The sequence below is a fragment of the Paracoccus cavernae genome, from assembly GCF_042430175.1.
Taxonomy (GTDB): Bacteria; Pseudomonadota; Alphaproteobacteria; order Rhodobacterales; family Rhodobacteraceae; genus Paracoccus; species Paracoccus cavernae.
The window spans coordinates 14816-36284 of the sequence record NZ_JBHMDZ010000015.1 but is presented as its reverse complement, the minus strand read 5'-3'; the positions used below and the strand labels follow the sequence as shown (position 1 = coordinate 36284).

Sequence of the window (21469 nt, the reverse complement as noted above, 5' to 3'; positions counted from 1 at the left end):
CGGCTCGCGGCGGCCGCCCCATTTCGATCCACACGAAATGAAAGGATGGGCTGGTGTCGTTCATATCGATCAAAGACCTCCGCGTTTCATTTGATGATGTGCAGGTGCTGCACGGCATCGACCTTGAAATATCAAAGGGCGAGGCAATCGGCCTCGTCGGAGAAAGTGGCTGCGGCAAATCCGTGACCTGGCTTGCCGCGCTGGGGCTGCTCCCGTCCAAGGCGAAGGTGTCCGGCTCCGTGACCATCGCCGGCACACAGCTTGTCAAAGCGCCCGCTCGCACGCTGGAAAGCGTTCGCGGCGCGCGGATCGCGATGATCTTTCAGGACCCTTCGTCGTCGCTGAACCCCGTGCAGCGAGTCGGCAAGCAGATCATGGAAAGCATCCGGCTGCATCGCGGCCTCAAAGGAGCTGAGGCGCGGACCGAGGCGATTCGTCTGCTGGATATGGTCGGAATCCCCTCTGCCGCGACCCGCATCGACCTCTATCCGCATGAGTTCTCGGGCGGTCAGTGCCAGCGCATCATGATCGCCATGGCCTTGGCCGGAGAGCCTGATCTTCTGGTCGCCGACGAGCCGACAACCGCGCTCGACGCGACCATTCAGGCCCAGATCCTCGACCTGCTCGCCCGCATCCGGCGCGAGGCGGGCATGGCCGTCGTCTTCATCAGCCACGATCTGGCCGCCGTCTCGGCCGTCTGCGACCGCGCCGCCGTCATGTATGCGGGCCGCATCGTCGAGGAGAACGACATCGCGACGCTGTTCGACGCGCCCCGCCACCCCTACACGGTGGGCCTCTTCGAGGCGCTGCCTGAACTCGACGGGCCGCGTCAGCGCCTTTTGCCCATCGAAGGCACTGTGCCCGACCCGCGGCACCTGCCCGCGGGCTGCTCTTTCTCGCCCCGTTGCAGCAGAGCCAGCAATTTTTGCCGCGCGGAACGCCCCCGTTTGCTGCCGCAGGCAGCAGGCGGAGAACTCGCCTGCTTTCACCCCGCCCCGGCCCCTGCCGCCAAGCTGCGCCAAGCCGCCGCAATGCCGGAGTGGGCGCAATGACCACGATCCTCAAGGCCACCGACCTCTTCCAGCACTACGCCACAGGAAAATCGCTGCTGCGCGCGCCCTCGATGGTCAGGGCAGTTGACGGCATCAACCTCGAAGTCCACGAGCGTGAGATTCTGGGCGTCGTCGGAGAGTCCGGCTCGGGCAAATCCACTTTGGGGCGGATGCTTCTGGGGATCGAGGCACCGTGGTCCGGCAGCGTGACCTTTCAGGGCAAGCCAATGCCGCACCCCAAGACGGCCGAATGGCGTGCCCTGCGCCGTGAGATGCAGCTGATCTTTCAGGATCCGCTGGCCGCGCTGGACCGCCGCATGACCATCGCCGACCAGATCGCCGAGCCGCTGATCATCCACCGCCTCGCCGGTCCCGATGCGATCCGCGAGCGGGCGGCCGAGCTGATGCGCAAAGTCGGGCTGCGCGCAGATCAGGCGGGACGCTATCCGCACGAGCTGTCCGGCGGCCAGCGCCAGCGCGTCGTGATTGCGCGGGCGCTGGCGATGTCGCCCAAGTTTCTGGTCTGCGACGAGCCGGTCTCGGCGCTCGACGTCTCGATTCAGGCGCAGGTGGTGAACCTGCTGCGCGACCTGCAAGAGGAACAAGGCCTGACGATGGTGTTCATCAGCCACGACCTCAAAGTCGTCCGCAATCTCTGCGACCGGGTCGCGGTCATGTATCTGGGCCGGGTCGTCGAGCAAGGCTCAGCGGATAAGATCTTCGGCAATCCCCAGCACCCCTACACGCGAGCGCTAGTCTCATCCGTGCCGCGTCCGGGCAAGGGCATCGGTGAGCGGATCATCCTGCAGGGAGAGCCTCCGAACCCCGCCCGGCGTCCTTCCGGCTGCGCATTCCATCCGCGCTGTCCGCTGGCCGACGCGGCGTGCCGCAGTGAGGTGCCAGCGCTGACCCTATATCGCGGCAGGCTGACGGCCTGTCTCAAGCTGCAAGCGGCGGCGGCACCAGAGCTGACTTGATCGACCCATGGTATATTTCATCCTGACCCGCTTGCTGCGCGCCCTCCTGACCCTGCTGCTGGTGATGACCTTCGCGTTCTTCGTCCTGCGCCTGTCCGGCGATCCGGCGGTGATCCTGCTCGGCCCAGACGCCCCGCAGGACTCCATCGACGCATTCCGCGAACGCTGGGGCCTCAACGACCCGCTGTGGCAGCAATATCTTGCCTACCTGCTGCAACTCGCCCAGTTCGATTTCGGCGTGTCCATGCGCGATCAGGTTCCCGCGATTGATCTGGTCCTTTCGCGCATCCCCGCAACGCTGGCGATCACCCTGCCCGCGCTGATCCTCAAGGTCGGCATCGGCATTCCTGCCGGCGTTTATGCCGCGCTGCATCGCCAATCCGTGGCGGATCGCAGCGTGATAGGGCTGTCGATCTTTGGCTTCACCATCCCGTCCTTCGTCATGGGTCTGCTGCTGGTGCTGATCTTCTCGGTATCGCTCGGCTGGCTACCCTCGGGCGGCCAAGACAGCTGGAGACACGCGATCCTTCCCATCGTCACCCTGTCCGTCGGCGGGATCGGGATCATGGCGCGGTTCTCACGCTCGGCGATGATCGAGGTGCTGGGACAGCCCTATGTCCGCACTGCGATGGCCAAGGGGCTGAGCTGGCGCGGTGTGGTGTGGAAACACGCGCTGCCCAACGCGGCGGTGCCGATCGTCACGCTGATCGGCTTCATGCTCGGCTCGCTCATCGCCGGAGCGGCGGTAGTCGAAAGCATCTTCTCATGGCCCGGCATCGGTCGCTTGATTGTCACCTCGGTCGCCAACCGCGATCTGGCAGTCGTGCAGACCATCCTTCTAGTGATCGCAGCGTCGATGATCATCGCCAATTTTCTTGTAGATCTGACCTACGGGCTGCTCGACCCGCGCCTGCGCGCCAAAACCGCCGCGCATTGAGCGCGAGGGATCCCAAATGACCGACCAATCCGCAATTACAGCCGAGACCTTCGCAAAGCCCCGGATCCTGTCTCGCATCCGCGCGAAGGTGCCGTTCCTGATCCGGTTATCGGGGCTATGGCTCATCGCCATGGTTGCCGTTGCAATCTTTGCCGACGTGCTACGGCCTTATGAGATCACCAAGATGGACCTCTCGGCGCGCTTGGCCCCGCCCGGCACGCCCGGCCACTGGCTGGGGACCGACGATCTGGGACGCGATGTTCTGTCTCGGCTGCTTCAGTCCGTCCGCGTGTCGTTAGTCATCGCCTTTGGCGCCACGATACTGTCGGCCGTGTTCGGCACGACGCTCGGCTTTCTAGCGGGGCAATTTCGCGGCTGGGTCGAGCAGGTCGTCATGGCGCTGGCCGATTTCCAGGCCGCGCTGCCGTTTCTGATCATGTCGCTCGCCGTGCTGGCGTTTTTCGGCACGTCAATGGTGCTGATCGTCTGCCTGATGGGCTTTTACGGCTGGGAGCGTTACGCCCGCATCGCGCGCGGTCTCGCGATTTCTGCCAGCGCGCAGGGCTACGCCGGAGCAGTGGTGCAGCTCGGCGCAAAGCCCTGGCGCGTTTACCTGCGGCACATCCTGCCGAACGTCGCCTCGACGCTGATCGTGTCGATGACGCTGACCTTCCCCGAGATCATCCTGATGGAGTCCGGCCTCAGCTTCCTCGGCCTCGGCGTTCAACCGCCCGAGACGTCGTTGGGCAACATGGTCGGCTTTGGCCGCGAATACATGACCCGAGCGCCTTGGATCATGCTCGCCCCGTCGGTGATCATCGTGCTGACCACGCTGTCCATTTCGCTGCTGGGTGACTGGCTGCGCGACTGGCTCGACCCAACCATCCGCTAACACAGAAAGCTGACTGACATGTCTCGTATCATGGCACATCGCGGTGCCCGCAATCTTTGGGCCGAGAACTCGATGCTGGGGTTCCGCAACATCCTGCCGCACGGCTTTGATGCCGTCGAGTTCGACGTCCATCTGACCGACGCGGGCGAGATGGTGGTGATCCACGACGCAACGCTCGACCGCACCACGACCGGCAGCGGACCTGTCCGCGCTTTGACGCCCGAGGCGCGCCGCGCGCTGCGGCTCAAGGGGCCGGACGGCGCGGTGATCGACGAATGCCCACCGCTGCTGGAAGACGTGCTAGCGCTGTTCGCCACGGCCCCCTCGATTGAATTGTGGATCGAGCTGAAATCCGACGCGGATGGCATACCCTACACCGGGCTGGTCGAGAAAGCCGCCGCCGCGATCAACGCCACCGGTCTGGACGAACGCTCGGCACTACACAGCTTTGACATCTCGGTGGTCGAGCAGGTCCGCGACGTTGCCCCTGACCTGCTGCGTCTGGTCTCGGTCGACGCCCGCACGGCCAAGGCGCATGGAGGGATGGCCGCATTTCTCGATCGGGTCGGCAATCTGGCCGATGTCGTCGGCATCCATCACGAGCTGTTCGAGGCCGAATACGATCTGATCGCGGACACCATCGGTCTGAACCACGCTTCGGTCTGGACGATCAATACGCCGCAGCTGATGCAGCACTGGATCACGCGCGCTCCCGGCTTCCTCGTCTCGGACGACCCTGTGCAGCTGAAAGCGCTGATGGCCGAAGGCGTGCCCGCATGAGGCATATCGAGGCCATTCTTTTCGACTGCGACGGCGTCCTGCTGGACAGCGAGCCAATGGGCTGCGGCGCTCTTGCCCAGGCATTGACTGCCGCAGGCTATCCGATGACCATCGACGAGGCGCGAGCCGTGTTCTCGGGCAACGCGGCGCATGACAGCCGCGACTGGATGGCGGCTCGGGGACTGTTGGCAGACGAGATTGTCCGAGAAAGCGACCGGCTTTTGTTCGAGCAGTTCGACCAGCACGTCCCGCTGATCCCCGGCATCGAGCGGATCATGTCAGGGTTTTCCGTGCCGATGGCGATCTGCTCGAACGCCTCAATCGAGCGGCTGAAACGGTCGGTCCACCGGACGTCCCTCGCACCGCGATTTGGCCCGAATATCTATTCGGCCGAGCATGTGGCCCGCCCCAAGCCTGCCGCTGATCTGGCGCTTTACGCCTGCGCGAGGCTTGGCGTCCCCCCTTCTCGGGCCCTCTTCATCGACGACAACATCCACGGCATCCACTGCGCAAGAGCCGCAGGCTGCCTCGCCGTCGGCTTTATCGCGCCCTCCGAGAACCGGACGGGCCACGCCGCGACACTGCGCGCTGCCGGAGCGAATCATGTCGTTCACGGCATGGAGCAGTTCCACGCACTCTTGAAATTTCTGACGATCGAAACCCTTGAGGACGCCTAAAATGACCAATCTTCCCTTGCTGGGCGCAGCGATGACCGTGCCTGAACTGGAAACGCTTCAGGACTTCATCCTGTCCGAAAACCGCGATCTCGAGCTGCAAGATTTCTGCGAGATCGGCGCGCTGGATCGCGACTGGAAGCTAGTCGCCGACCGCGCCAAGCAATTGCTTTCGGGCTATCAGGGCCGCCTTGGTATCCACGGGCCGTTCTGGGGGCTGCACATCGCCAGTCCCGACGCCGAGATCCAAAAGGTCGTCACGCGCCGAATGATACAGGGGTTGGAGGTTTGCGAGTATCTAGGTGCGACGCAGATGGTGATCCATTCGCCCTACATCACTTGGGACTATCATAACCTCGACAATTTCGCCGGACGCAAAGCCTATCAGAACGTGCTCGACAACACCCATGCGACTATGGACGCGGCGGTCAAGCGCGCCGAGGATTTGGGGGTGACCATGGTAGTCGAGAACATCATGGACAAGGACCCCGACATCCGCCGCATTTTGGTCGAGGATTTCCACTCGCCCGCGATGGCCGTCTCGATCGACACCGGCCACGCGCATTACGCCTATGGCTCGACCGGAGCGCCGCCCGTCGACTATTTCGTCCGCCGCGCGGGCAATACGCTGCAGCATATCCACCTTCAGGACGCTGACGGCTATGCCGACCGCCACTGGACTATCGGAGAGGGCAACATCATGTGGCACGCCGTCTTCCGCGCGCTGGGAGAGCTAAGCTCGAACCCGCGCCTGATCCTTGAACTGCGCCACAAGTCGGGCATCCCGCCATCGGTCGAATGGCTGCGCGCGCGCAACTTGGCGCGCTAACAACGGTCTTGGTGAGCGGCGGTAATTCTCGTCGATTGATCGGCGAGGATTACCGGGTGCCCTGCCCTGCACATCTTGCGTCGACTGCGAACTATGCAGCGGCGCACTGCACAGCAGGAGAGTGTCCGGTCTTCTGTGTATCGCTGAACCGGTCCATGCTTCCTGAAGGGAGCACTGACGATGACAATTTCCAACGAACTGCTGGATTGACCTGCCCCTGAACTTTCATCCAGTCACGACCGGAGCCCTGTGGTTATTTACGCCGATTGGCGCGGGTTGAGCAATCGCCCGGCGCGCGGAGCTATCATCTCGCGCAGCGAGGCGGGCGATTGCGTTGATCATGTTCAGGGCGAAGCCTGCAGGTGTCTGGTATCCAAGCGATGAATGGGGCCGTGTGGTGTTGTAATCACTCACCCAGGCATCGATCTGATCGCGGGCATGCACGAGGTTGCGGAACAGGGTCTCATTGAGAAACTCGTCCCGCATGCGGCCGTTGAAACTCTCCACGAAGCCGTTCTGCATCGGCTTTCCCGGCGCAATGTAGTGCCATTCGATCCGGTTCTCGGCGCACCACTTCAGGATCGCGTTCGAGGTCAGTTCCGTCCCATTATCACTGACAATCATGCCCGGCCTACCGCGCCGTTCGATCAGCGCCGTCAGTTCCCGCGCAACGCGGCGGCCGGAAATCGATGTATCCGGAATCGCCGCCAGGCATTCGCGGGTCACATCGTCGACAATGTTCAGGATGCGGAACCGGCGGCCGCAGGCAAACTGGTCATGGACGAAATCCAGCGACCAGCGAGCATTGGCCCGTGCCTCGATCAGGATCGGTGCGCGGGTGCCGATCGCCTTGCGGCGCGCGCGGCGTTTACGAACGGTTAACCCCTCTTCGCGATAGAGCCGGTAGATGCGGTTGATCCCCGATGGCTCGCCTTCACGGTGCAGCAGAACGAAAAGCCGCCGGTAGCCGAACCTGCGTCGTTCGTTGGCCAGATCCCGCAATCGGCCCCGCAGCGCCGTATCCGGCGCCCGCTGTGACCGATAGCGCACCGTCTTTCGGTCCACCCCGGCAATCCGACACGCCCGCCGCTCCGACAGCCCAAGCAGGGCCTTCAGATGCGCGACAGCCTCGCGCTTCACAGCGGGCGTCACCACTAATGGGATGGCCCGCCCCGCGCCCCAGCGTAGCATCGGGGATACCACCACCAAACGGAGAGAAAGGATGCGTACCAAACCTGATCCCAAAGCGAAGGCCTTCGGCATCGATATGATCTGCTCTTCGCTGTATCTCGTTCGCTTCATGGTCCGTCCTCTGGTTGGGGCGGACTCTAGTCGCAGATGGAGGAAAAATCCCGTGGCAGGTCAGTGAAGCAAACTCTACATTAAACCGAGGGACGCTCCCGGGGGCAGGTCAACAGGACTACGACTAGTGGCGCAGGGTTATCGGAGAAGAGACGGAACAGCCGCAGTGTTGACGTTGATATCCGGACCTGTATGCCCCTCTTCTGGTGGTAGCCTTACAGCACTGTCTCAGTTATTTATATAAATTGTCGATTGACAATTTAAGAGCGCGGAGTATCTTCTTTGCCAAGGAAGAAGCACACGTCGAAGGAAATTGAAGCCGTCATCCAAGAGCTCGAAGAGCTGGGATGGGATCTTATCGAAGGCAAGGGGCACGCGTGGGGGATCCTTCGTTGCCCCGCTAACGATAAGGAGTGCCGCTGCGGTGAGTTCTGCCAGATGTCCGTGTGGTCGACGCCCAAGAACCCGCAGCAGTTCGCGAAGAAAGTCCGACAAAAGGCTCTAGCCTGCGTGAGGCTTGAAAATAAAGGCGAAGGAGAAGCCGATGGCTGAAGAATTCGAATTCGAACTGGTTTTCGCACTTCCCGAAGGTGAGCATGATGCATTTGCGCTGTCCGATGCCGTGTTCGAGGCAGGCTTTGAGGATGCCCTCGTGGGAACCGGTCAAGCTGGTCTGTTGGGTGTAGAGCTGGAAGCCGTCGGAGATGATGCCGAGAGCGCGATCCTCGATACGGCGCGAACGTTGATCAAGGCACTACCTGTAGGAACTCTTCTGCGCGAGGTCCGGCCGGACTTGGTGAGTCTCGCTGATGTTGCGGAAAAGCTCGAAGTAAAGCGTCAGGCGCTCCAGCAGCGCAAGATGCCTCTCCCCGTTGCTGGTGGCCTTTACCGCATTGATGAGATGATCGAAGTGGTGATGGAGGCGTCCAAGCCGAAGGAGGGCCAGCGCCGCCCTCGCTTCAATTTGAACTCGGCATTAAAATGGTTTCGCGCGGGACCTGCTGCGCGCAGGGTGAATGCCCTTCTAACGATGCGTGAGATCAATCCTGCCACGATCGAGCGAGCGCATCGACCGGAGTATGAAGAGCCTAATCTGTTGATTTCCGTCGAGACGTGACCGGGTCACGTCTCGACGGAAATCAACACCCCATCTTTTGGACAGGATCTGGCGTAATTTATGCTACTCGTTGCACCTGCTGATCGGGTTGCGGTCGTTGACTTGATGGGCTGCGTCAACCCCGCATCAATGCATTCCATTGGGTGGCCGCAGCACCGAGGATGACCATCATCACACCGATCAGCCGCACTGGATCGACAGGCCGCGCCTTCAGTCCGACCCCGCCAAACTGGTCGATGATCAATGAGGCAATGGCTTGACCAGCGATGACGGCAGTCATGAAGCCAGCAGCCCCCAGCCTTGGCATCAGGAGGATCGCGGCGGTGATGTAGATTACGCCTGCGATCCCGCCAATCCACACCCACCTCGGCTGCTCCGCCAAGTTGCCAAGCGCCGGAAGGGGCACCTTGGTGACGATCATCACCGGAATGAGGCAGGCAGCACTGATGGCGAGTGAGATGAGTGTTGCCCACAGGGGATGCCCTAATGCCCGACCTAGTGCAGCATTCGCTCCACCTTGAAACGGAACGAGAGCGCCGGCGACGGCGGCGGCGGCGGCAATGATGAAAGGTATGGACTGCATCTGGTTGGCGTTGTTGCAGAACTGTCCTCTCCGCAGGATTCACCAAGCGAATTCTGTATGTTAACATCTCGGTATGACGAAGCCCGCACCAGCCCGCTACCGGACGAAGAACTGGAAATCATATAACGAGGCGCTGAAGCGGCGTGGCTCGCTACTTGTCTGGCTGGACCGGGACATGGTTTGGCTTGCCCCCAGGGCTGGACGTCCGGGGCGTCCGCCGGTGTTCAGCGATGCCGCGGTGCAATTCTGTCTCATGGTAAAGGTCCTGTTTGGTCTTCCACTTCGGCAAACGACAGGGATGGTTGCCAGCATCTTGAAGCTGGCTGATCTCGACTGGCCGGTGCCAGACTTCTCAACCCTGAGCCGCAGACAGGGGAAGATCACGGTCCAGATCACAAACCGCCGCGGCCCAGGACCCCTGAACCTGCTGGTCGACAGCACAGGGATCAAGTTTCTCGGCGATGGTGAATGGCTGGCGCGCAAGCATGGCACGCATCGTCGCCGCCAGTATCGCAAAGTCCATTTGGCTATGGATACGGCTACCGGCGATATTCGGGCGGTGGAGTTTACCTCGAGCCGCGAAGGTGACAGCCCGGTTCTGCCTGAGCTTCTGGACCATATCCCGCCAGATGAGGACATCGGGACCGTGACGGGCGACGGTGCCTTCGACACACGGCGCTGCCACACCGCAATTCTGGATCGTGGCGGCACGGCGATCATACCCATCAGCAGAAACGGTCGCCTGTGGAAGGAGGACTGTCCAGCCGCCAGAGCACGTAACGATATCCTGCGCGCGACCAAGCGCTTCGGCCGGTCCACTTGGAAGCAATGGGCGGGCTATCATCTCCGAAGCCGGTTCGAGGCGAAGATGCGGTGCCTCAAATCCTTCGGCGAGCGCATCGCCTCACGCGATCCCGATCGTCAGACCGCCGAAATCCACATCCGCATCGCACTGATGAACCGCTTCAATGCCCTCGGCACTGCCGAGATTGAGCGCGTAACTTAAACCCGTTCGGGAAAGGGGGAATTCCGAACCCGCGCGGAATTCTGCAACAACGCCGATGCATTGCGTAAAGCTGCTGGAGCAGAGCCTCATGGCAAGCGACTTCGGTCTCCAGGCCGCCGACTCCAGATCCGAGCCGCCGTCCTGAACGGTTGCACGGCGCTCGGTATACCTGTCATAAAGCCCGCAGTATAAGTGCGTCCGGGATAAGGGGAAGTCCGAACTCCACCTGCTTTGCGTAACATAGCCAAACCTCGTGCACCCAAGCCGTCAGCGGGGCACGCCCCGAATACCCCAAGGCACGCATCGTCCATGAAATGCAGCGCCCTTGGATGAAAAAATGGTCGAGAGCGACTTGCTTTTGCTCCTCAGAGAATTTGGGCGGTCGCGGCGCTGATGCGATCAGAAAACTCTAATGGCCCACATACTCGCGATAGCAGCCCCTCAGGGCATTCTTCGATGGATATCCCTATTCGCGGATCGTCGCATCCACGCGCTTGCCGAGCTCGATATAGAGGGCGACCGCCAGCATCCATTCTTCGTAAGAATACATGAACTATCTCCAAGATAGTCCAACTTTTCGTCCGCACCCCGGCTTTTCCACCGAGAACTAACCCACCTTTAGAGTATGCGAAGCGGGTCATGTTTGGGTCAAGTCATCGCAGCCTCCTTCTTCTTTCGGGCTGCTACTACAGTGCTGGCTTTGAAGCGGAAGCTGTCGTTACCGGTTTCCAAGATATGACAACGGTGAGTAAGCCGATCGAGCAGCGCCGTGGTCATCTTGGCGTCGCCAAAGACCGTGGCCCATTCGCTGAAGCTGAGATTTGTGGTGATGATGACACTGGTGCGTCCGTAAAGCTTGCTCAGCAGATGGAAGAGCAGTGCGCCGCCTGAGGCGCTGAACGGCAGGTAACCCAGCTCGTCGAGGACCACGAGGTCGAGGCGCACGAGGGTCTCGGCAAGCTGGCCTGCCTTTCCCTTCGTCTTTTTCTGCTCACGGGCGTTGACCAATTCGATGGTCGAGAAGAACCCAATCCGCATCGATTTTCGTGCGCTCGATCCGTTCGCTCATGGCCGCATCGATCGCGGCTTTGACATGGTGCAGCTGCATCAGCTCATGCCCGTATTTGGCCGCGTTTCCGGGGCTGTAGCCCGCATCCAGCGCGGCCTGCTTGGCCTCCATCGTGCGCAGGTAATGCACCACGAACAGCGCCTGCTTGTACGTCAACTCGCGCGGGACGGTTAGTTCCTTCGCCATATCGTGGCCCTTGGTGATGCCTCCGCAACTTTCTGCTTGCCATGGCTTTGGAATAAGCGCCGCATGGCAGCAGGTTAGGAGGAGTATTTAATGGGGAAATCCATCGCGATCACGGACGCTGAGACTCGCCGCACGTTGCTGTTCAGCAGTCCACCCTGGCGCTTGAAGAAGCTTAAGTGCGGGATTGGGGGGTGCCGCGTGACCCTCATTCACCAAGACGGAACGACCCACGGCATTACGACAGGCGCTGACGAGAAGTCAGTACGAGAGCGCCTGAAAGGCTGGTAGCGTCAATGCTCTGCGCCGACCCTCCCCAGCATTAGCCGCCGCAGCTTAGGACTAGGAACGGTTCAACACGCCTCGCAGTTGAGTGTAGCGATGGCCAGTCTCATGGAGGAACGCACATATGTCTCGCCCGAGGTCCTTGGATCTTTTCATTCTTTCTGTCGTCGGGATCGGTCTACTGATCGGATATCTGAACGTCCCAGGCGAATGGTATGCAGGGCTGAGTAAACCGTGGTTCAATCCGCCCAATTGGATCTTCGCACCCGTCTGGACAATCCTCTATGTGCTGATCGCAGTTGTGGGCTGGCGGACGTGGTATATAGTGCAAAGGTCCGATCTGAAGGCGCTTTGGATAGCACAAATGGTTCTCAACTTTTTGTGGTCACCAGCCTTCTTCGGGGCGCAAAAGCCCGCTCTTGGGTTGTTGGTCATTCTTCCCCTTCTGGCGGTGATCACTCTCTTCATCGCGCGAGCGCGGATGGTGGACCCCGTGTCCGCGCTGATGTTCCTACCCTATGCAGCATGGGTTGCGTTTGCGTCCCTGCTCAATGGTGCGATTGTCTCGCTCAACTGAGAGGAGCCATCGGGGGAGCAACCTGCAAGATCTTCACTTCGCTCGGGTGATTTCGGAGGGGGCCGCGCCGATTGGATCGGGGCCACGTCCTCCCCGCTCGGGAGGCGAGCGGATGGGGTAGCATTTGGTCTCTGGGAACTCGCGCTATCTCGGTCACGTTGACAACGCGACGGCCCTGAGGGACATCAAACAGGAAGGAATCCGAAATGAAGACCCTTAATGACGCTTTTGAACATACACTCCAAGACATCTACTGGGCTGAGAATGCCTTAACCAAAGCACTTCCGAAGGTATCGAAATCGGTGAGTAGTGCCGAGCTTAAGGCAGCTATCGATGAACATCTGAAGGAAACAAAGGGTCATGTGAAAACCCTGGAGGCCGTGTTTAAATCCTTAGGGCAAGAGGCTCGGGGAGAAAAATGCGATGCGATGGATGGTCTTCTGAAAGAAGCGGATGGCATTATTTCAGAGGCGTCAGGGCACGCTTTGGATGTTGCAATGATCGGAGCCGCTCAGGCGGTAGAACATTACGAAATTGCGCGCTACGGCACCTTACGCGAATGGGCCAAGACGCTGGGATATGAAGAAGCGCACACGTTGCTGTCGTCGATTTTGGACGAGGAAAAGGCTGCCAACTCAAAACTGACAGCCCTTGCAGTTACAGCTATCAATGAAGCTGGCTCTAAGAAGAAGTGATATCCTGAAACGCAAAGCGCCCGCGACGATCTCTCGTCCGGGCGCAATAATCCTTCTGGCAACAATGCAAGATCCGTTGTGGGGTGTCAACGGCTTCTTGGCCGTGGGCGCGCTTCTCTGAATTTTCCAGCCGATACTTCGCTAATCCCTCACCGCGCGTGACGAGAGAAACTGGTGAGCATCTGACCACCCGTTCGGACGGTCGAAGATGTGACCTGCCATCCCCCATACTCAGGCCAATTGCAGGAGTTTTGACGGCCTAACGGCACATCGCTACTACTTGCTGAGGCGACCTCAGGCTCTTCGCCCTGCGGCTCTTCCTGCCTCTTCCCTTTCGAGGCGTGCGGCTCTTAATCTTCGGGTCTTTTCAACACGTTCTGAGGCCTCAGCATCCCACTCCTGCATTGCTCGGGTTCGGTCTAGGGGCTGAAGTTGCGTCCTGTTGAAAGCTGTCTCCGCAGCCTGCCACGCATTGCTTTTTGTACCAGACATGTTTTTTCCTTCGTCTGTCAGAAAAATGTTCTAACTCAGTCGTGAAGAGAGATCCTTTGTTGAGAAATGTGTGTTAGAGCGCCTAGAAGCATTCTTACGCCTCTGGTTCACTGCGCCGGAGATCGGCCAAGCGAATGACAAAAGTTGCTTTCATTCTAGCACCGGACGCACGTTGTGGGATATTTCTGCGGTCCGCGACGGCTCAAAAGTGCCCAAAACAACGTCACTCCCATGACAGGCTACGATCCTGATCGTCTTCAACGCTATTTGAAATGAAGCCGGCCGTAATGGCTGCAGTGACGAAGGCTCGTCTAGCCATTTCAACTGGCGCAACACAATCCATCGCAGCTTCTACCTGCTTCAAGGCGCTTGAGCGCGCTTCGTCCGCGATCGGCCATCTTTTCTGTAACCAGTACTTTACTTTCTCGATGGTACTGAACTTTTGTACATCCCCCTGAGGAGACGTAACTAAAAAATGGGGTTGCCCCCAGTTAATTTCGATCAATCAGAAATCTTTCTTAAGACGCGGAGGGGTGATGCCAATCGCATCTCTACCGTTCCTGAGAAAACGGGTCCGGCGTCCAGCCGATCCCGCTTTCAGTATTTTGGCCTGGATCTTACGCGAGAGCGAGGTTGGTCGCGGATTCCCGGCCATTGCGATCGGACTCGAGATCAAAGGTTACAGCCTGACCATCGTCGAGACCTCGGATGTTGGCACGCTCCAAAGCGGAGATGTGGACGAATACGTCCCGCTGACCATTTTCCGGTGCAATAAAGCCGAAGCCTTTGGTGGAGTTGAACCATTTCACGGTGCCATTGGCCATCGTGATATTCCTTTTATAAGCGCCGCCCGCAAAATGCGACGGCTTGGCAGAGCTGACGGTCGAAAGCTGAGCCGAAAGGAACAGGTCCGAGAAACATAAGATGCATGATCTATATAGGGTAATCCGCGTTGATTTGCTACGAGCGAGTCGACGAATCCGGGTCGCCAGCGCTTAGCCATTGTTATTGCTATAAAGAATTTGCAGTCAGTTCGTCTGCATTGCCGTTGGGCCAGCTGCCATTGCGCATGGTGCAGGAAACTGGGCGCGAAGAACATGATCGTTGAGGTGGATGACACGACGCCCAGCTGGATCAAGGACTAGGGGCGTTAATGCGTAGCGACCGGCGAGCCAAAGGCTGCACGGTCACTGAACTCTCGCACTCGTTACAATCACCACGCAAACTGGTTACGGGTGGATAACGCCAAAGGCTCGCGCGGGTTGCTTGTCTAAAAAGGCATGGGCAAATCTACCTATGAGCACCTGCGCTCCCTCTCCGCCGCTTATGCATAGGCGAATTCGTATGTGGTCTTCGATGCGATCCCATGCGTCTTGGATCGTGGGCGTGCCCTTGGTTGCTGTGGGGCAGCGGCTTCACAATGGATAAATTTTGCGAATTTTGTTTCGTTTGATAACAGGACTGTGGAAGATAGTTTCGCGCTTCCGTTAGGCGGCAGGCGAGCAGACCACTATATCAAGTTAATCCGCGGCGTATCCCGACGCGGATTTATGGAGGATCCCTTATGGGCCCCGACGACAAGCAAGGTCAAAAATCTGACCAAAGCGCCGCTAAACAGCCGCAACAAGCTCAGGAACGCGACAAATCCCCTCAGCAGGCTGACGACCCTGCGCAAGGGCAAAAGCATCAAGCCGATGCGGATAAAGGCAAAAGCAGCCAGCGTTCCTAAGCCTTAGATTGCTTAGGTATCAGTCGTGGTAGACGGTCTTGACCGTAGCCACGCTTTCTTGGCGAAGTTGTGTGGACAAGGCTGAGTCCCGCCGGGCTGCAGCTGGCACTGCCAATGTTTAGTAGCCGAGAGGCGAAGCGGTAGGATCATATCCTGCCGCTTCGTCCTTTGTGCCGATTTTAGCTTTCTTTGGGACGCGCCGGTTGCCGTAGCGGGCAAGGGGAACGTGGCCGCTTTCATCCGAGATGCCGCTGAGGCTGAGGTCGCCCGCCAGGAAGCTGCGCAGGTCACGCCGAAGCCTCCCAAGGGCTGAAATCGGGCAATTCGTCGGTGATCTGGATGCAGAGCGCGCGCGACAGGTGCGCTTGCAAGTAAATCAGCGCCTTTACCCATCCTTGGTAATTTTGGCGTGTGGCGCTGATGCTGGCTGCGGTCCCGGTGTAGGTGACGGAGCAGAACTCCCCGCGCCTCTGGCGCTTGCGGTAACGCTCGTCGGTCCAGTGCCAGACACTGCCGTCCTCGCGAACCTTACCCATCAAGAACAGATCGCGTTCGTCCATCTCGAAGCCCTCAGCGGGCACGCAGGCCATGCGAACACCCTGCCCCCACTCCGGCGCTTTCCGCGCGCGGGTCAGCTCGACGACCTGCAACGCCATGCGGCGCCCGCCGAACTCGTCGGGCAGCGTCTCGACATACGAGGCGATGATCTGGGCGTCATGCGCGGGCGGGTTCGAGCCGCCGCCCTGGACCATCGTCCCGAGGATCTTCATCTTCGCGGCGCGCCACAGCGGATCGATGCCCACGCGATCGAACTCGCAGGCCCCGAACTGGTCAAAGTCGATGCCCGCGCATTCGTTGACGAATGTCCATTGCAAGGCCTGCTCGATGCTCAGGCGCTCGGGCGCGCGGTACGGCACGCGCTGGCCCATGTTGATCGGGCGGATCATGCTCATTTCAGCGACCTTTTCTTGCCGGCGTTGGTGATCGCCACGCCGCGGCGGTTGCCGCTCAGCGGGTGACCTTTGGTCGCGCGAGCGGACGGTGTTCCGAGATGGAAATGCCCGCACGACTGGCAGCGGTAGACGTCGCAGGCCCACTTGCGGCGCTTGGCAACCTTGTGCGCCTGCTTGGCGCTCGCGAATGCGCCCTTTCCTTCGCACATGGCCGCGATGCTCTCCGCGTCGAGCGGGTGAAACGTTCCGGGGTGAATGCTCATGCCGCTGCCCTCCTCTTGCCTATATCCAGCTCGCTGCCGCCCTTGGGCGCGGCAATGGCTGCCGCGGCCCGATCGATCTCGCGGGGGCCGAATTCCCAGCCGCAGAGGCCCACGACCTCGCGCCCGTCGCGGCTGGCGAGATAGGTCTTGACCTCCTACTCGACGCGATCACGCTGCGAGGGGTATTTCACCCATTCCTTGCGCCACTCTAGCAGAAGGCCGGAGAGGGCTGAGTGCCAGAGGTTGCGCATTCTGATGATCTGCGGGTCTGCGAGGGTCATGGCGTCCCTCGTTCGTGTTTTTTCGTGGTTCAGGCGGTGGGCTGGATGCCGTCGATCGTTCTGACGGCGAGCGGGTCGCGAATGCCGACTTCGGCGAGGATCGCCCTGCGAGCTTCGTCCGACATGCGGGCGCGCGGGGCTTCTGCCGGCGGTGCGATGGCAGCCTTGACCGCCTCGGCATTCCGCTTGCCCCAGCCCTCTTTCAGGATCGCCAAAACATGGCCCGGGTTCGGCTTGCGGTTGGGCTGGTCCTCGCGGTGCTTGCGCAGCGCCCACCGGACTTGCTCGACGGTCCAGCCTTCCATCTCGTCGCACCAGTCGGCGAGGATCATGGCGCGGGTCCGGTCGGCCATCTCGTCACGCCAGTAGCCGTGCAGGACCGTCTCGATCACCTCAGAAAGCTGGGCCCGATGGTGAGCGAGCTGTTGCGGCGGCAAGGATGATGTGTCGATGGCGCTCATCGGCGGCAGCTTCGCTGCGATTACTGGCAAATGGGCGTTCATGGCGTGGTCCTTCTATTTCGGTGGGCTGGAGCGGTGGCGCTTGAAGCTCGGCGGCTGTGCGCTGCATGACTGGGGTGAAGTACCGGAAGGACCTGGGCGGCCCGTCCCTCTTTCCCGCGATAGTTTCGGCCAGCACTGCGAGGATGGTGGGGCGATCGAGGTTGAGGTCGCTTGCCCACTGCCTTGCAGTTGTCATGTCGGCTACGGCACCGATGAAGCGGGAGGGTCCGACAATCCCGTCAGGACCAACGCCCATCGCTTTGAGCATCTGCTCGCGCCAAGTCGGATCGGCTTGCCGTTGAATGCTCGGGCAGCTACGGCGCGGGTCTCCTGCGTTACCTGCGAGCTGCATCTCTGGAGGTTCTTGAAGTGACGGGACCGGACAGGCTCGCACGCAGGCGTCGGGGTAAAAACGATACATTCGATGCAGAGAGCGCGGCTCATGCGGCCTATGCGGAGCGCCGCACGGTGACACCCCGCAGCCGGGATGTTCTGGTGGAAAGCCTCAGAGTTCTAAGAGTTTGCCGAAAGACGGCCCCGCAGGCGCGCCGGATTGCACTGCAGATCATCCAGACCACTATCGTCTGTGCGCCAGACAAACTGCGCGATCAATTGCGGAGCATGACCCGCATGCAGTTGATCCGCACGCTCGCAGCCTCGCGACCGGACATGACGGGTTATCGGCAGGTCGAAGAGGCTTATCGGATATCCTTGCGATCACTGGCACGCCGTTATCTCGAACTCCATGATGAAATCGCGGATCTGGACGTCATGTGCGAGGCAATCGTCAAGGATCTGGCACCTGAGTTGCCTGCGAGACCTGCGGTCGGGGTCAACAGCGCCGCGCAACTCCTGCTGACGTCCGGCGACAACCCCGAGCGCCTCTCCTCTGAGGCGGGCCTCGCGGCCCTTTGCGGTGTCAGTCCAGTGCCTGCATCATCTGGCAAGACCACTAGGCATCGCCTGAACCGCGGAGGTGATCGCGCTGCCAATAGCGCCCTCCACATTATCGCGGTTGGACGCCTGTGTTTAGACGAGACCACGAAGGCCTATTTTCGAAAGCGGATCGCGACTGGCAGCACGAAGATGGAAGCGATCCGCTGCCTCAAGCGCTACATCGCCCGCGAGGTTTACGGCATCATTCAAAGCCGGAGCAAAGAGATCAACCGAACCCAAATTGCGTCTTGACGCTTAGAAGGGCGTCCAGGGAAGCCAGTTCACCTCCACCAACTTCATCAAGGTGCTGGCCGCCCGCGAGATCAAGATCAGCATGGATGGCAAGGGCGCATGGCGGGACAACGTCTTCATCGAGCGCTTGTGGCGGACCGTCAAATACGAGGAGGTCTACCTGCGCGCCTATGCCAGCGTGGCCGAGGCCCGCGCCGGGATCGGCCGCTATCTCGGCTTTTACAACAGCCGCCGGCCGCATTCATCGCTTGACGGGAAAACCCCCGATCAGGCCTACTTCAACCAGCCGATGCCCGATGCGGTGGCGGCATAACTGAGGCGGAAAACCACTTAGAAAACGCCCGGGAACTGTTCAGATCAACCGAACCACCTCTGTTGGAGAAAGGCGGTCGCGACCGGATCCCAAGAGCGAAAGGTCGGGCTAACCTCCTTGCGCTTCCAGCGGCCCCAAGTCGTTTCGGCGACCGAGGCCATGCGGCACATTTCAGCGACCGGAATGCCCCGCTTCGCGAGGGCAATCTCCATCTCTGGAATGTTGTCGGGGTGGATGATGTGCATAGATTGAGCCTCCATGCACAGAATATGTATTACTGCACATCTGCCGTCAATGCATTAATGCAGCGTGACGTTGATGCATGTTTGCACATAGAGTGCAGATATGCCTGATAATTGGACCCTGAATTACATCACCCACGTCATGAGCGAGTGCGGCATGAATGCCACCTCGCTGGCGGCTGCGGCTGGCGTTTCCTCCACGACCCTGACGCGCCCCCTCAATAGTCCCGATCACAAGTTCGACCTGTCCAGAAGGACGCTCGACAAGATACAGACCGCGACGGGGGTTCCTTACCTGCCATTCATGCCGGGAGCTTCGGGAACCATAGTCAGCGCGCCAGCACGCGACGGCGACGACAACAACGGCTCCGCGATGGTTGACGTACACGATGTGCGCGCGAGCGCCGGCCACGGCGCGATAGTCGAGGCAGAGGATGTAATCGACCGGATTTCGTTCCCGCTTGGATACCTCGAGAGGGTCACCAAGACGCACCCGCGCTTCCTTAAAGTGATCGGGGTGAAGGGCGAAAGCATGGATCCGACAATCAAGGATGACGATGTGGTCATGCTCGACACGTCGAAGACGAGCCTTGATTACGACGGGCTGTTCGTCCTGCGCTTCGGGGATGCGCTGCACGTCAAGCGCGTGGGGCGCGCGTCAGATGGTGACGTGATGATTATCTCCGACAACTCGGCCTATCCGCCAAGCAAGATGGCCCGAACGGATATTCATGTAGTCGGCAAGGTGATCTGGCTGGGGAAGAAGGTTTAATTCTGGCACTGTCGGTCAGTAAGGTGGAGCGACTGTAGTCATGACGCAGATAGTCAAGGAATAGAGTCTGGAAAACGATCAGTTCGACGCAGCTGCGAACCACTTGCTTCAAATCATCTATTTGACCACTCAAAATCCTGGGCTGATCAAGCCCGTCGATTTAGAGAAATGGCTCACCGTCGCCGCGCAAGAGCGAGAAAGGAATGGCGATCACCTAGCTGGTCAGCTTCTCATGAAGTGGGCAGACGATGCAGCCAGGGTTGCCAAGAGCACGCTGCCTCACGCTGTTTAACGGATGCGGCACAAGAAGGAACGGATCTGAATAGCCCCATGTTTCGTGGACGCCTTCTTTGCTAATTTTGAGGCAAGGAGGCCATGATGGGCACAGCCACTTTCAGCGACGACTTCAAGCGCGATGCGGTCGCTCAGATCACGGAGCGGGGCTACCCGGTCAGCGAGGTTTCTGAAAGGCTCGGGGTGAGCAAGCACTCGCTCTATGCCTGGAAGCGCAAGTTCGCGAAGACGGCATCAGGTGAGACCGAGAAGGATGCCGAGATCCGCCTGCTGAAGCGGGAACTGGCACGGGTTTCCGAGGAGCGCGATATCCTAAAAAAGGCGAGCCATTGTCCGCCATCGGTCCGAGGACAGTGGCGAGCGCGTATTTCGCTCGGTATGCAAAGTGAGTGGAGCCATTGGAGCGCCATTGGTTCAAGCCCAATGGCGACGGCGTTCGTGGCCGAGCATCGGGGGCAGGTTTCTGTCCGAGCCATGTGCCGGTGTTTGCGCATCCAGCCGAGCGGATTCTATGCTTGGCTACAGGCCCCGATGAGTGCGCGAGCTCAAGAAGACAGGCGCCAGACTGAACTGCTGCGGAGCGCCTGGACGGAGAGTGGGAAAGTCTACGGATATCGCAAGCTGCATGACGATCTGGTTGAGCAGGGCGAAAGCATCTGTCCGAACCGGGTGGCCAGATTAGCCCAGCTTGCGGGGATCAAGGCGGAGATCGGCTATAAGCGCCGCCCTGGCAGCTATGGTGGCAAGCCATCGGTCGTGGTCGACAATACTCTCGACCGGCAGTTCGACGTCGCTGCGCCAGACAGGGTGTGGGTGACGGACATCACCTACATCCGGACGCAGGAGGGCTTTGCCTACCTCGCGGTGGTCATCGACCTCTATTCCCGGCGCGTGATTGGTTGGTCGATGCAAAGCAGGCAAACAACGGATGTCGTCTTGCAAGCTCTGCTCATGGCTGTCTGGCGGCGAAAGCCGAAGGGAAAGGTGCTGATCCACTCCGATCAGGGCAGCCAGTTCACCAGCATGGATTGGGCTGCGTTGCCTCACGCGCCCACAACCTTGAGCATTCGATGAGCCGCCGCGGCAACTGCCACGACAACGCAGTCGCCGAAAGCTTCTTCAACCTCCTCAAGCGCGAGCGGATCAGGCGCAGGACCTACCGGACCCGCGAAGACGCAAGGCAGGACGTGTTCGATTACATCGAGATGTTCTACAATCCGAAGCGCAAGCATGTGAGGAACGGAATGCTGTCGCCTGCCGAGTTCGAGCGGCAGCAGATGATGAGACGCGAAGGTGTCTAAGAAACTCGGGGCTATTCAATCTGATGGATTACCCCGAGCATCCCGACCAGTGGTCGGCGGCAACCCGCGTCATTCTCGGGCTGCTTCGGCTCCAGACTGAGCAGCCGGGGCGGTCGACATCGAGGAGCTCCCTGCCCTCCTTCAGATGGCAGCTGACGAGCGCGTGAAGCATGGCGACTT

General features: G+C 60.1%; 24 protein-coding genes and 4 pseudogenes. 18 read left to right on the top strand and 10 right to left on the bottom strand.

From position 1 onward, the window contains the following. Window positions 1-53 precede the first annotated feature (53 nt). Genes ACFFUC_RS11535 through ACFFUC_RS11505 form a run of 7 tightly spaced genes read left to right on the top strand, consistent with a single transcriptional unit; the run spans window position 54 to window position 6141 of the window. Window positions 54-1052: an ABC transporter ATP-binding protein gene (locus tag ACFFUC_RS11535; protein WP_377686373.1), complete on the top strand. Its 999-nt coding sequence runs from the start codon at window positions 54-56 to the stop codon at window positions 1050-1052. Further along, window positions 1049-2029, top strand: a complete 981-nt coding sequence (locus ACFFUC_RS11530; protein ID WP_377686371.1) for an ABC transporter ATP-binding protein — start codon at window positions 1049-1051, stop codon at window positions 2027-2029. Before ACFFUC_RS11535 ends, ACFFUC_RS11530 begins: the two co-directional genes overlap by 4 nt. A 7-nt stretch (window positions 2030-2036) precedes the next feature. Next, window positions 2037-2966, top strand: coding sequence for an ABC transporter permease (locus ACFFUC_RS11525; RefSeq protein WP_377686370.1), 930 nt, complete (start codon window positions 2037-2039; stop codon window positions 2964-2966). 16 nt (window positions 2967-2982) lie between these two features. Next, window positions 2983-3858, top strand: coding sequence for an ABC transporter permease (locus ACFFUC_RS11520; protein ID WP_377686368.1), 876 nt, complete (start codon window positions 2983-2985; stop codon window positions 3856-3858). 18 nt (window positions 3859-3876) lie between these two features. Further along, on the top strand, window positions 3877-4638 hold the full coding sequence (locus ACFFUC_RS11515) for a glycerophosphodiester phosphodiesterase family protein (RefSeq protein WP_377686366.1): 762 nt from the start codon (window positions 3877-3879) through the stop codon (window positions 4636-4638). Next, on the top strand, window positions 4635-5315 hold the full coding sequence (locus ACFFUC_RS11510; RefSeq protein ID WP_377686364.1) for an HAD family hydrolase: 681 nt from the start codon (window positions 4635-4637) through the stop codon (window positions 5313-5315). The genes ACFFUC_RS11515 and ACFFUC_RS11510 overlap by 4 nt, the downstream gene beginning before the upstream one ends. A gap of 1 nt (window position 5316) precedes the next feature. Beyond that, window positions 5317-6141, top strand: a complete 825-nt coding sequence (locus ACFFUC_RS11505) for a sugar phosphate isomerase/epimerase family protein (RefSeq protein WP_377686362.1) — start codon at window positions 5317-5319, stop codon at window positions 6139-6141. Window positions 6142-6366: 225 nt separating this feature from the next. Here the strand turns inward: ACFFUC_RS11505 and ACFFUC_RS11500 are convergent, their stop codons facing one another. Continuing rightward, window positions 6367-7443: an IS3 family transposase gene (locus tag ACFFUC_RS11500; protein ID WP_377686360.1), complete on the bottom strand. Its 1077-nt coding sequence runs from the start codon at window positions 7441-7443 to the stop codon at window positions 6367-6369. 544 nt (window positions 7444-7987) lie between these two features. Between ACFFUC_RS11500 and ACFFUC_RS11495 the strand changes: the two genes are divergently transcribed. Beyond that, entirely contained in the window at window positions 7988-8560 is a 573-nt protein-coding gene (locus tag ACFFUC_RS11495; RefSeq protein WP_377686358.1) for a hypothetical protein, read from the top strand. A gap of 115 nt (window positions 8561-8675) precedes the next feature. Here the strand turns inward: ACFFUC_RS11495 and ACFFUC_RS11490 are convergent, their stop codons facing one another. Next, window positions 8676-9143, bottom strand: a complete 468-nt coding sequence (locus ACFFUC_RS11490) for a DMT family transporter (protein WP_377686356.1) — start codon at window positions 9141-9143, stop codon at window positions 8676-8678. Window positions 9144-9216: 73 nt separating this feature from the next. On the opposite strand from ACFFUC_RS11490, the gene ACFFUC_RS11485 reads away from it, so the two are divergent. Both ACFFUC_RS11485 and ACFFUC_RS20020 read left to right on the top strand, forming a co-directional pair. Next, window positions 9217-10149, top strand: a complete 933-nt coding sequence (locus ACFFUC_RS11485; protein ID WP_377686354.1) for an IS5 family transposase — start codon at window positions 9217-9219, stop codon at window positions 10147-10149. A gap of 34 nt (window positions 10150-10183) precedes the next feature. After that, a pseudogene (locus ACFFUC_RS20020) lies at window positions 10184-10341 on the top strand (IS5/IS1182 family transposase); the annotation flags it as partial. Window positions 10342-10797: 456 nt separating this feature from the next. Here the strand turns inward: ACFFUC_RS20020 and ACFFUC_RS11480 are convergent. Beyond that, window positions 10798-11184, bottom strand: a pseudogene (locus tag ACFFUC_RS11480) (ATP-binding protein); the annotation flags it as partial. Further along, window positions 11141-11329, bottom strand: coding sequence for a terminase small subunit (locus ACFFUC_RS11475; RefSeq protein ID WP_377686485.1), 189 nt, complete (start codon window positions 11327-11329; stop codon window positions 11141-11143). The pseudogene ACFFUC_RS11480 and the gene ACFFUC_RS11475, both read right to left, overlap by 44 nt. 499 nt (window positions 11330-11828) lie before the next feature. On the opposite strand from ACFFUC_RS11475, the gene ACFFUC_RS11470 reads away from it, so the two are divergent. Further along, window positions 11829-12263 (top strand): TspO/MBR family protein, encoded by a 435-nt coding sequence (locus tag ACFFUC_RS11470; protein ID WP_377686353.1) that lies wholly within the window; start codon window positions 11829-11831, stop codon window positions 12261-12263. 206 nt (window positions 12264-12469) lie between these two features. Beyond that, window positions 12470-12958 carry a YciE/YciF ferroxidase family protein gene (locus tag ACFFUC_RS11465; RefSeq protein WP_377686351.1) on the top strand — a complete coding sequence of 163 codons (489 nt, stop codon included), beginning with the start codon at window positions 12470-12472 and terminating at the stop codon, window positions 12956-12958. Between the two features lie 715 nt (window positions 12959-13673). On the opposite strand, the gene ACFFUC_RS11460 is transcribed toward ACFFUC_RS11465, so the two are convergent. Both ACFFUC_RS11460 and ACFFUC_RS11455 read right to left on the bottom strand, forming a co-directional pair. Further along, window positions 13674-13955: a DUF982 domain-containing protein gene (locus tag ACFFUC_RS11460; RefSeq protein ID WP_377686349.1), complete on the bottom strand. Its 282-nt coding sequence runs from the start codon at window positions 13953-13955 to the stop codon at window positions 13674-13676. Window positions 13956-14067: 112 nt separating this feature from the next. Then, entirely contained in the window at window positions 14068-14274 is a 207-nt protein-coding gene (locus ACFFUC_RS11455) for a cold-shock protein (protein ID WP_377686347.1), read from the bottom strand. A 740-nt stretch (window positions 14275-15014) separates the two neighbouring features. On the opposite strand from ACFFUC_RS11455, the gene ACFFUC_RS11450 reads away from it, so the two are divergent. After that, window positions 15015-15179, top strand: a complete 165-nt coding sequence (locus ACFFUC_RS11450; protein WP_377686345.1) for a hypothetical protein — start codon at window positions 15015-15017, stop codon at window positions 15177-15179. 287 nt (window positions 15180-15466) lie between these two features. On the opposite strand, the gene ACFFUC_RS11445 is transcribed toward ACFFUC_RS11450, so the two are convergent. The 3 genes from ACFFUC_RS11445 to ACFFUC_RS11435 form a co-directional block, all read right to left on the bottom strand. Further along, window positions 15467-16132 (bottom strand): hypothetical protein, encoded by a 666-nt coding sequence (locus ACFFUC_RS11445; protein WP_377686343.1) that lies wholly within the window; start codon window positions 16130-16132, stop codon window positions 15467-15469. Beyond that, a complete protein-coding gene (locus ACFFUC_RS11440) occupies window positions 16129-16395 on the bottom strand; it encodes a hypothetical protein (RefSeq protein ID WP_377686341.1) in 267 nt (88 codons plus the stop codon). The genes ACFFUC_RS11445 and ACFFUC_RS11440 overlap by 4 nt, the downstream gene beginning before the upstream one ends. Before the next feature lie 310 nt (window positions 16396-16705). Next, window positions 16706-17137, bottom strand: coding sequence for a hypothetical protein (locus tag ACFFUC_RS11435; protein WP_377686339.1), 432 nt, complete (start codon window positions 17135-17137; stop codon window positions 16706-16708). Here ACFFUC_RS11435 and ACFFUC_RS11430 point away from each other — a divergent pair. From ACFFUC_RS11430 to ACFFUC_RS11420, 3 genes and pseudogenes are all read left to right on the top strand, one after another. Beyond that, the gene (locus ACFFUC_RS11430; protein WP_377686337.1) at window positions 17127-17552 is read left to right on the top strand and encodes a hypothetical protein; all 426 of its coding nucleotides are present in this window, start codon (window positions 17127-17129) and stop codon (window positions 17550-17552) included. The genes ACFFUC_RS11435 and ACFFUC_RS11430 overlap by 11 nt on opposite strands. Further along, window positions 17468-18367 (top strand): annotated as a pseudogene (locus tag ACFFUC_RS11425) (transposase); the annotation flags it as partial. The gene ACFFUC_RS11430 and the pseudogene ACFFUC_RS11425, both read left to right, overlap by 85 nt. 16 nt (window positions 18368-18383) lie before the next feature. After that, a pseudogene (locus ACFFUC_RS11420) lies at window positions 18384-18680 on the top strand (transposase); the annotation flags it as partial. Between the two features lie 44 nt (window positions 18681-18724). On the opposite strand, the gene ACFFUC_RS11415 reads toward ACFFUC_RS11420, so the two are convergent. Further along, entirely contained in the window at window positions 18725-18925 is a 201-nt protein-coding gene (locus ACFFUC_RS11415; RefSeq protein ID WP_377686336.1) for a hypothetical protein, read from the bottom strand. Window positions 18926-19025: 100 nt separating this feature from the next. On the opposite strand from ACFFUC_RS11415, the gene ACFFUC_RS11410 reads away from it, so the two are divergent. Both ACFFUC_RS11410 and ACFFUC_RS11405 read left to right on the top strand, forming a co-directional pair. After that, window positions 19026-19694, top strand: a complete 669-nt coding sequence (locus ACFFUC_RS11410; RefSeq protein WP_377686334.1) for a S24 family peptidase — start codon at window positions 19026-19028, stop codon at window positions 19692-19694. A 378-nt stretch (window positions 19695-20072) separates the two neighbouring features. Continuing rightward, window positions 20073-21289 (top strand): IS3 family transposase gene (locus ACFFUC_RS11405; protein WP_377686333.1). Its coding sequence is split into 2 segments (ribosomal slippage): window positions 20073-21029 and window positions 21032-21289, totalling 1215 coding nucleotides; the frame shifts between segments, so codons are not numbered across the junction. Window positions 21290-21469: the final 180 nt, after the last annotated feature.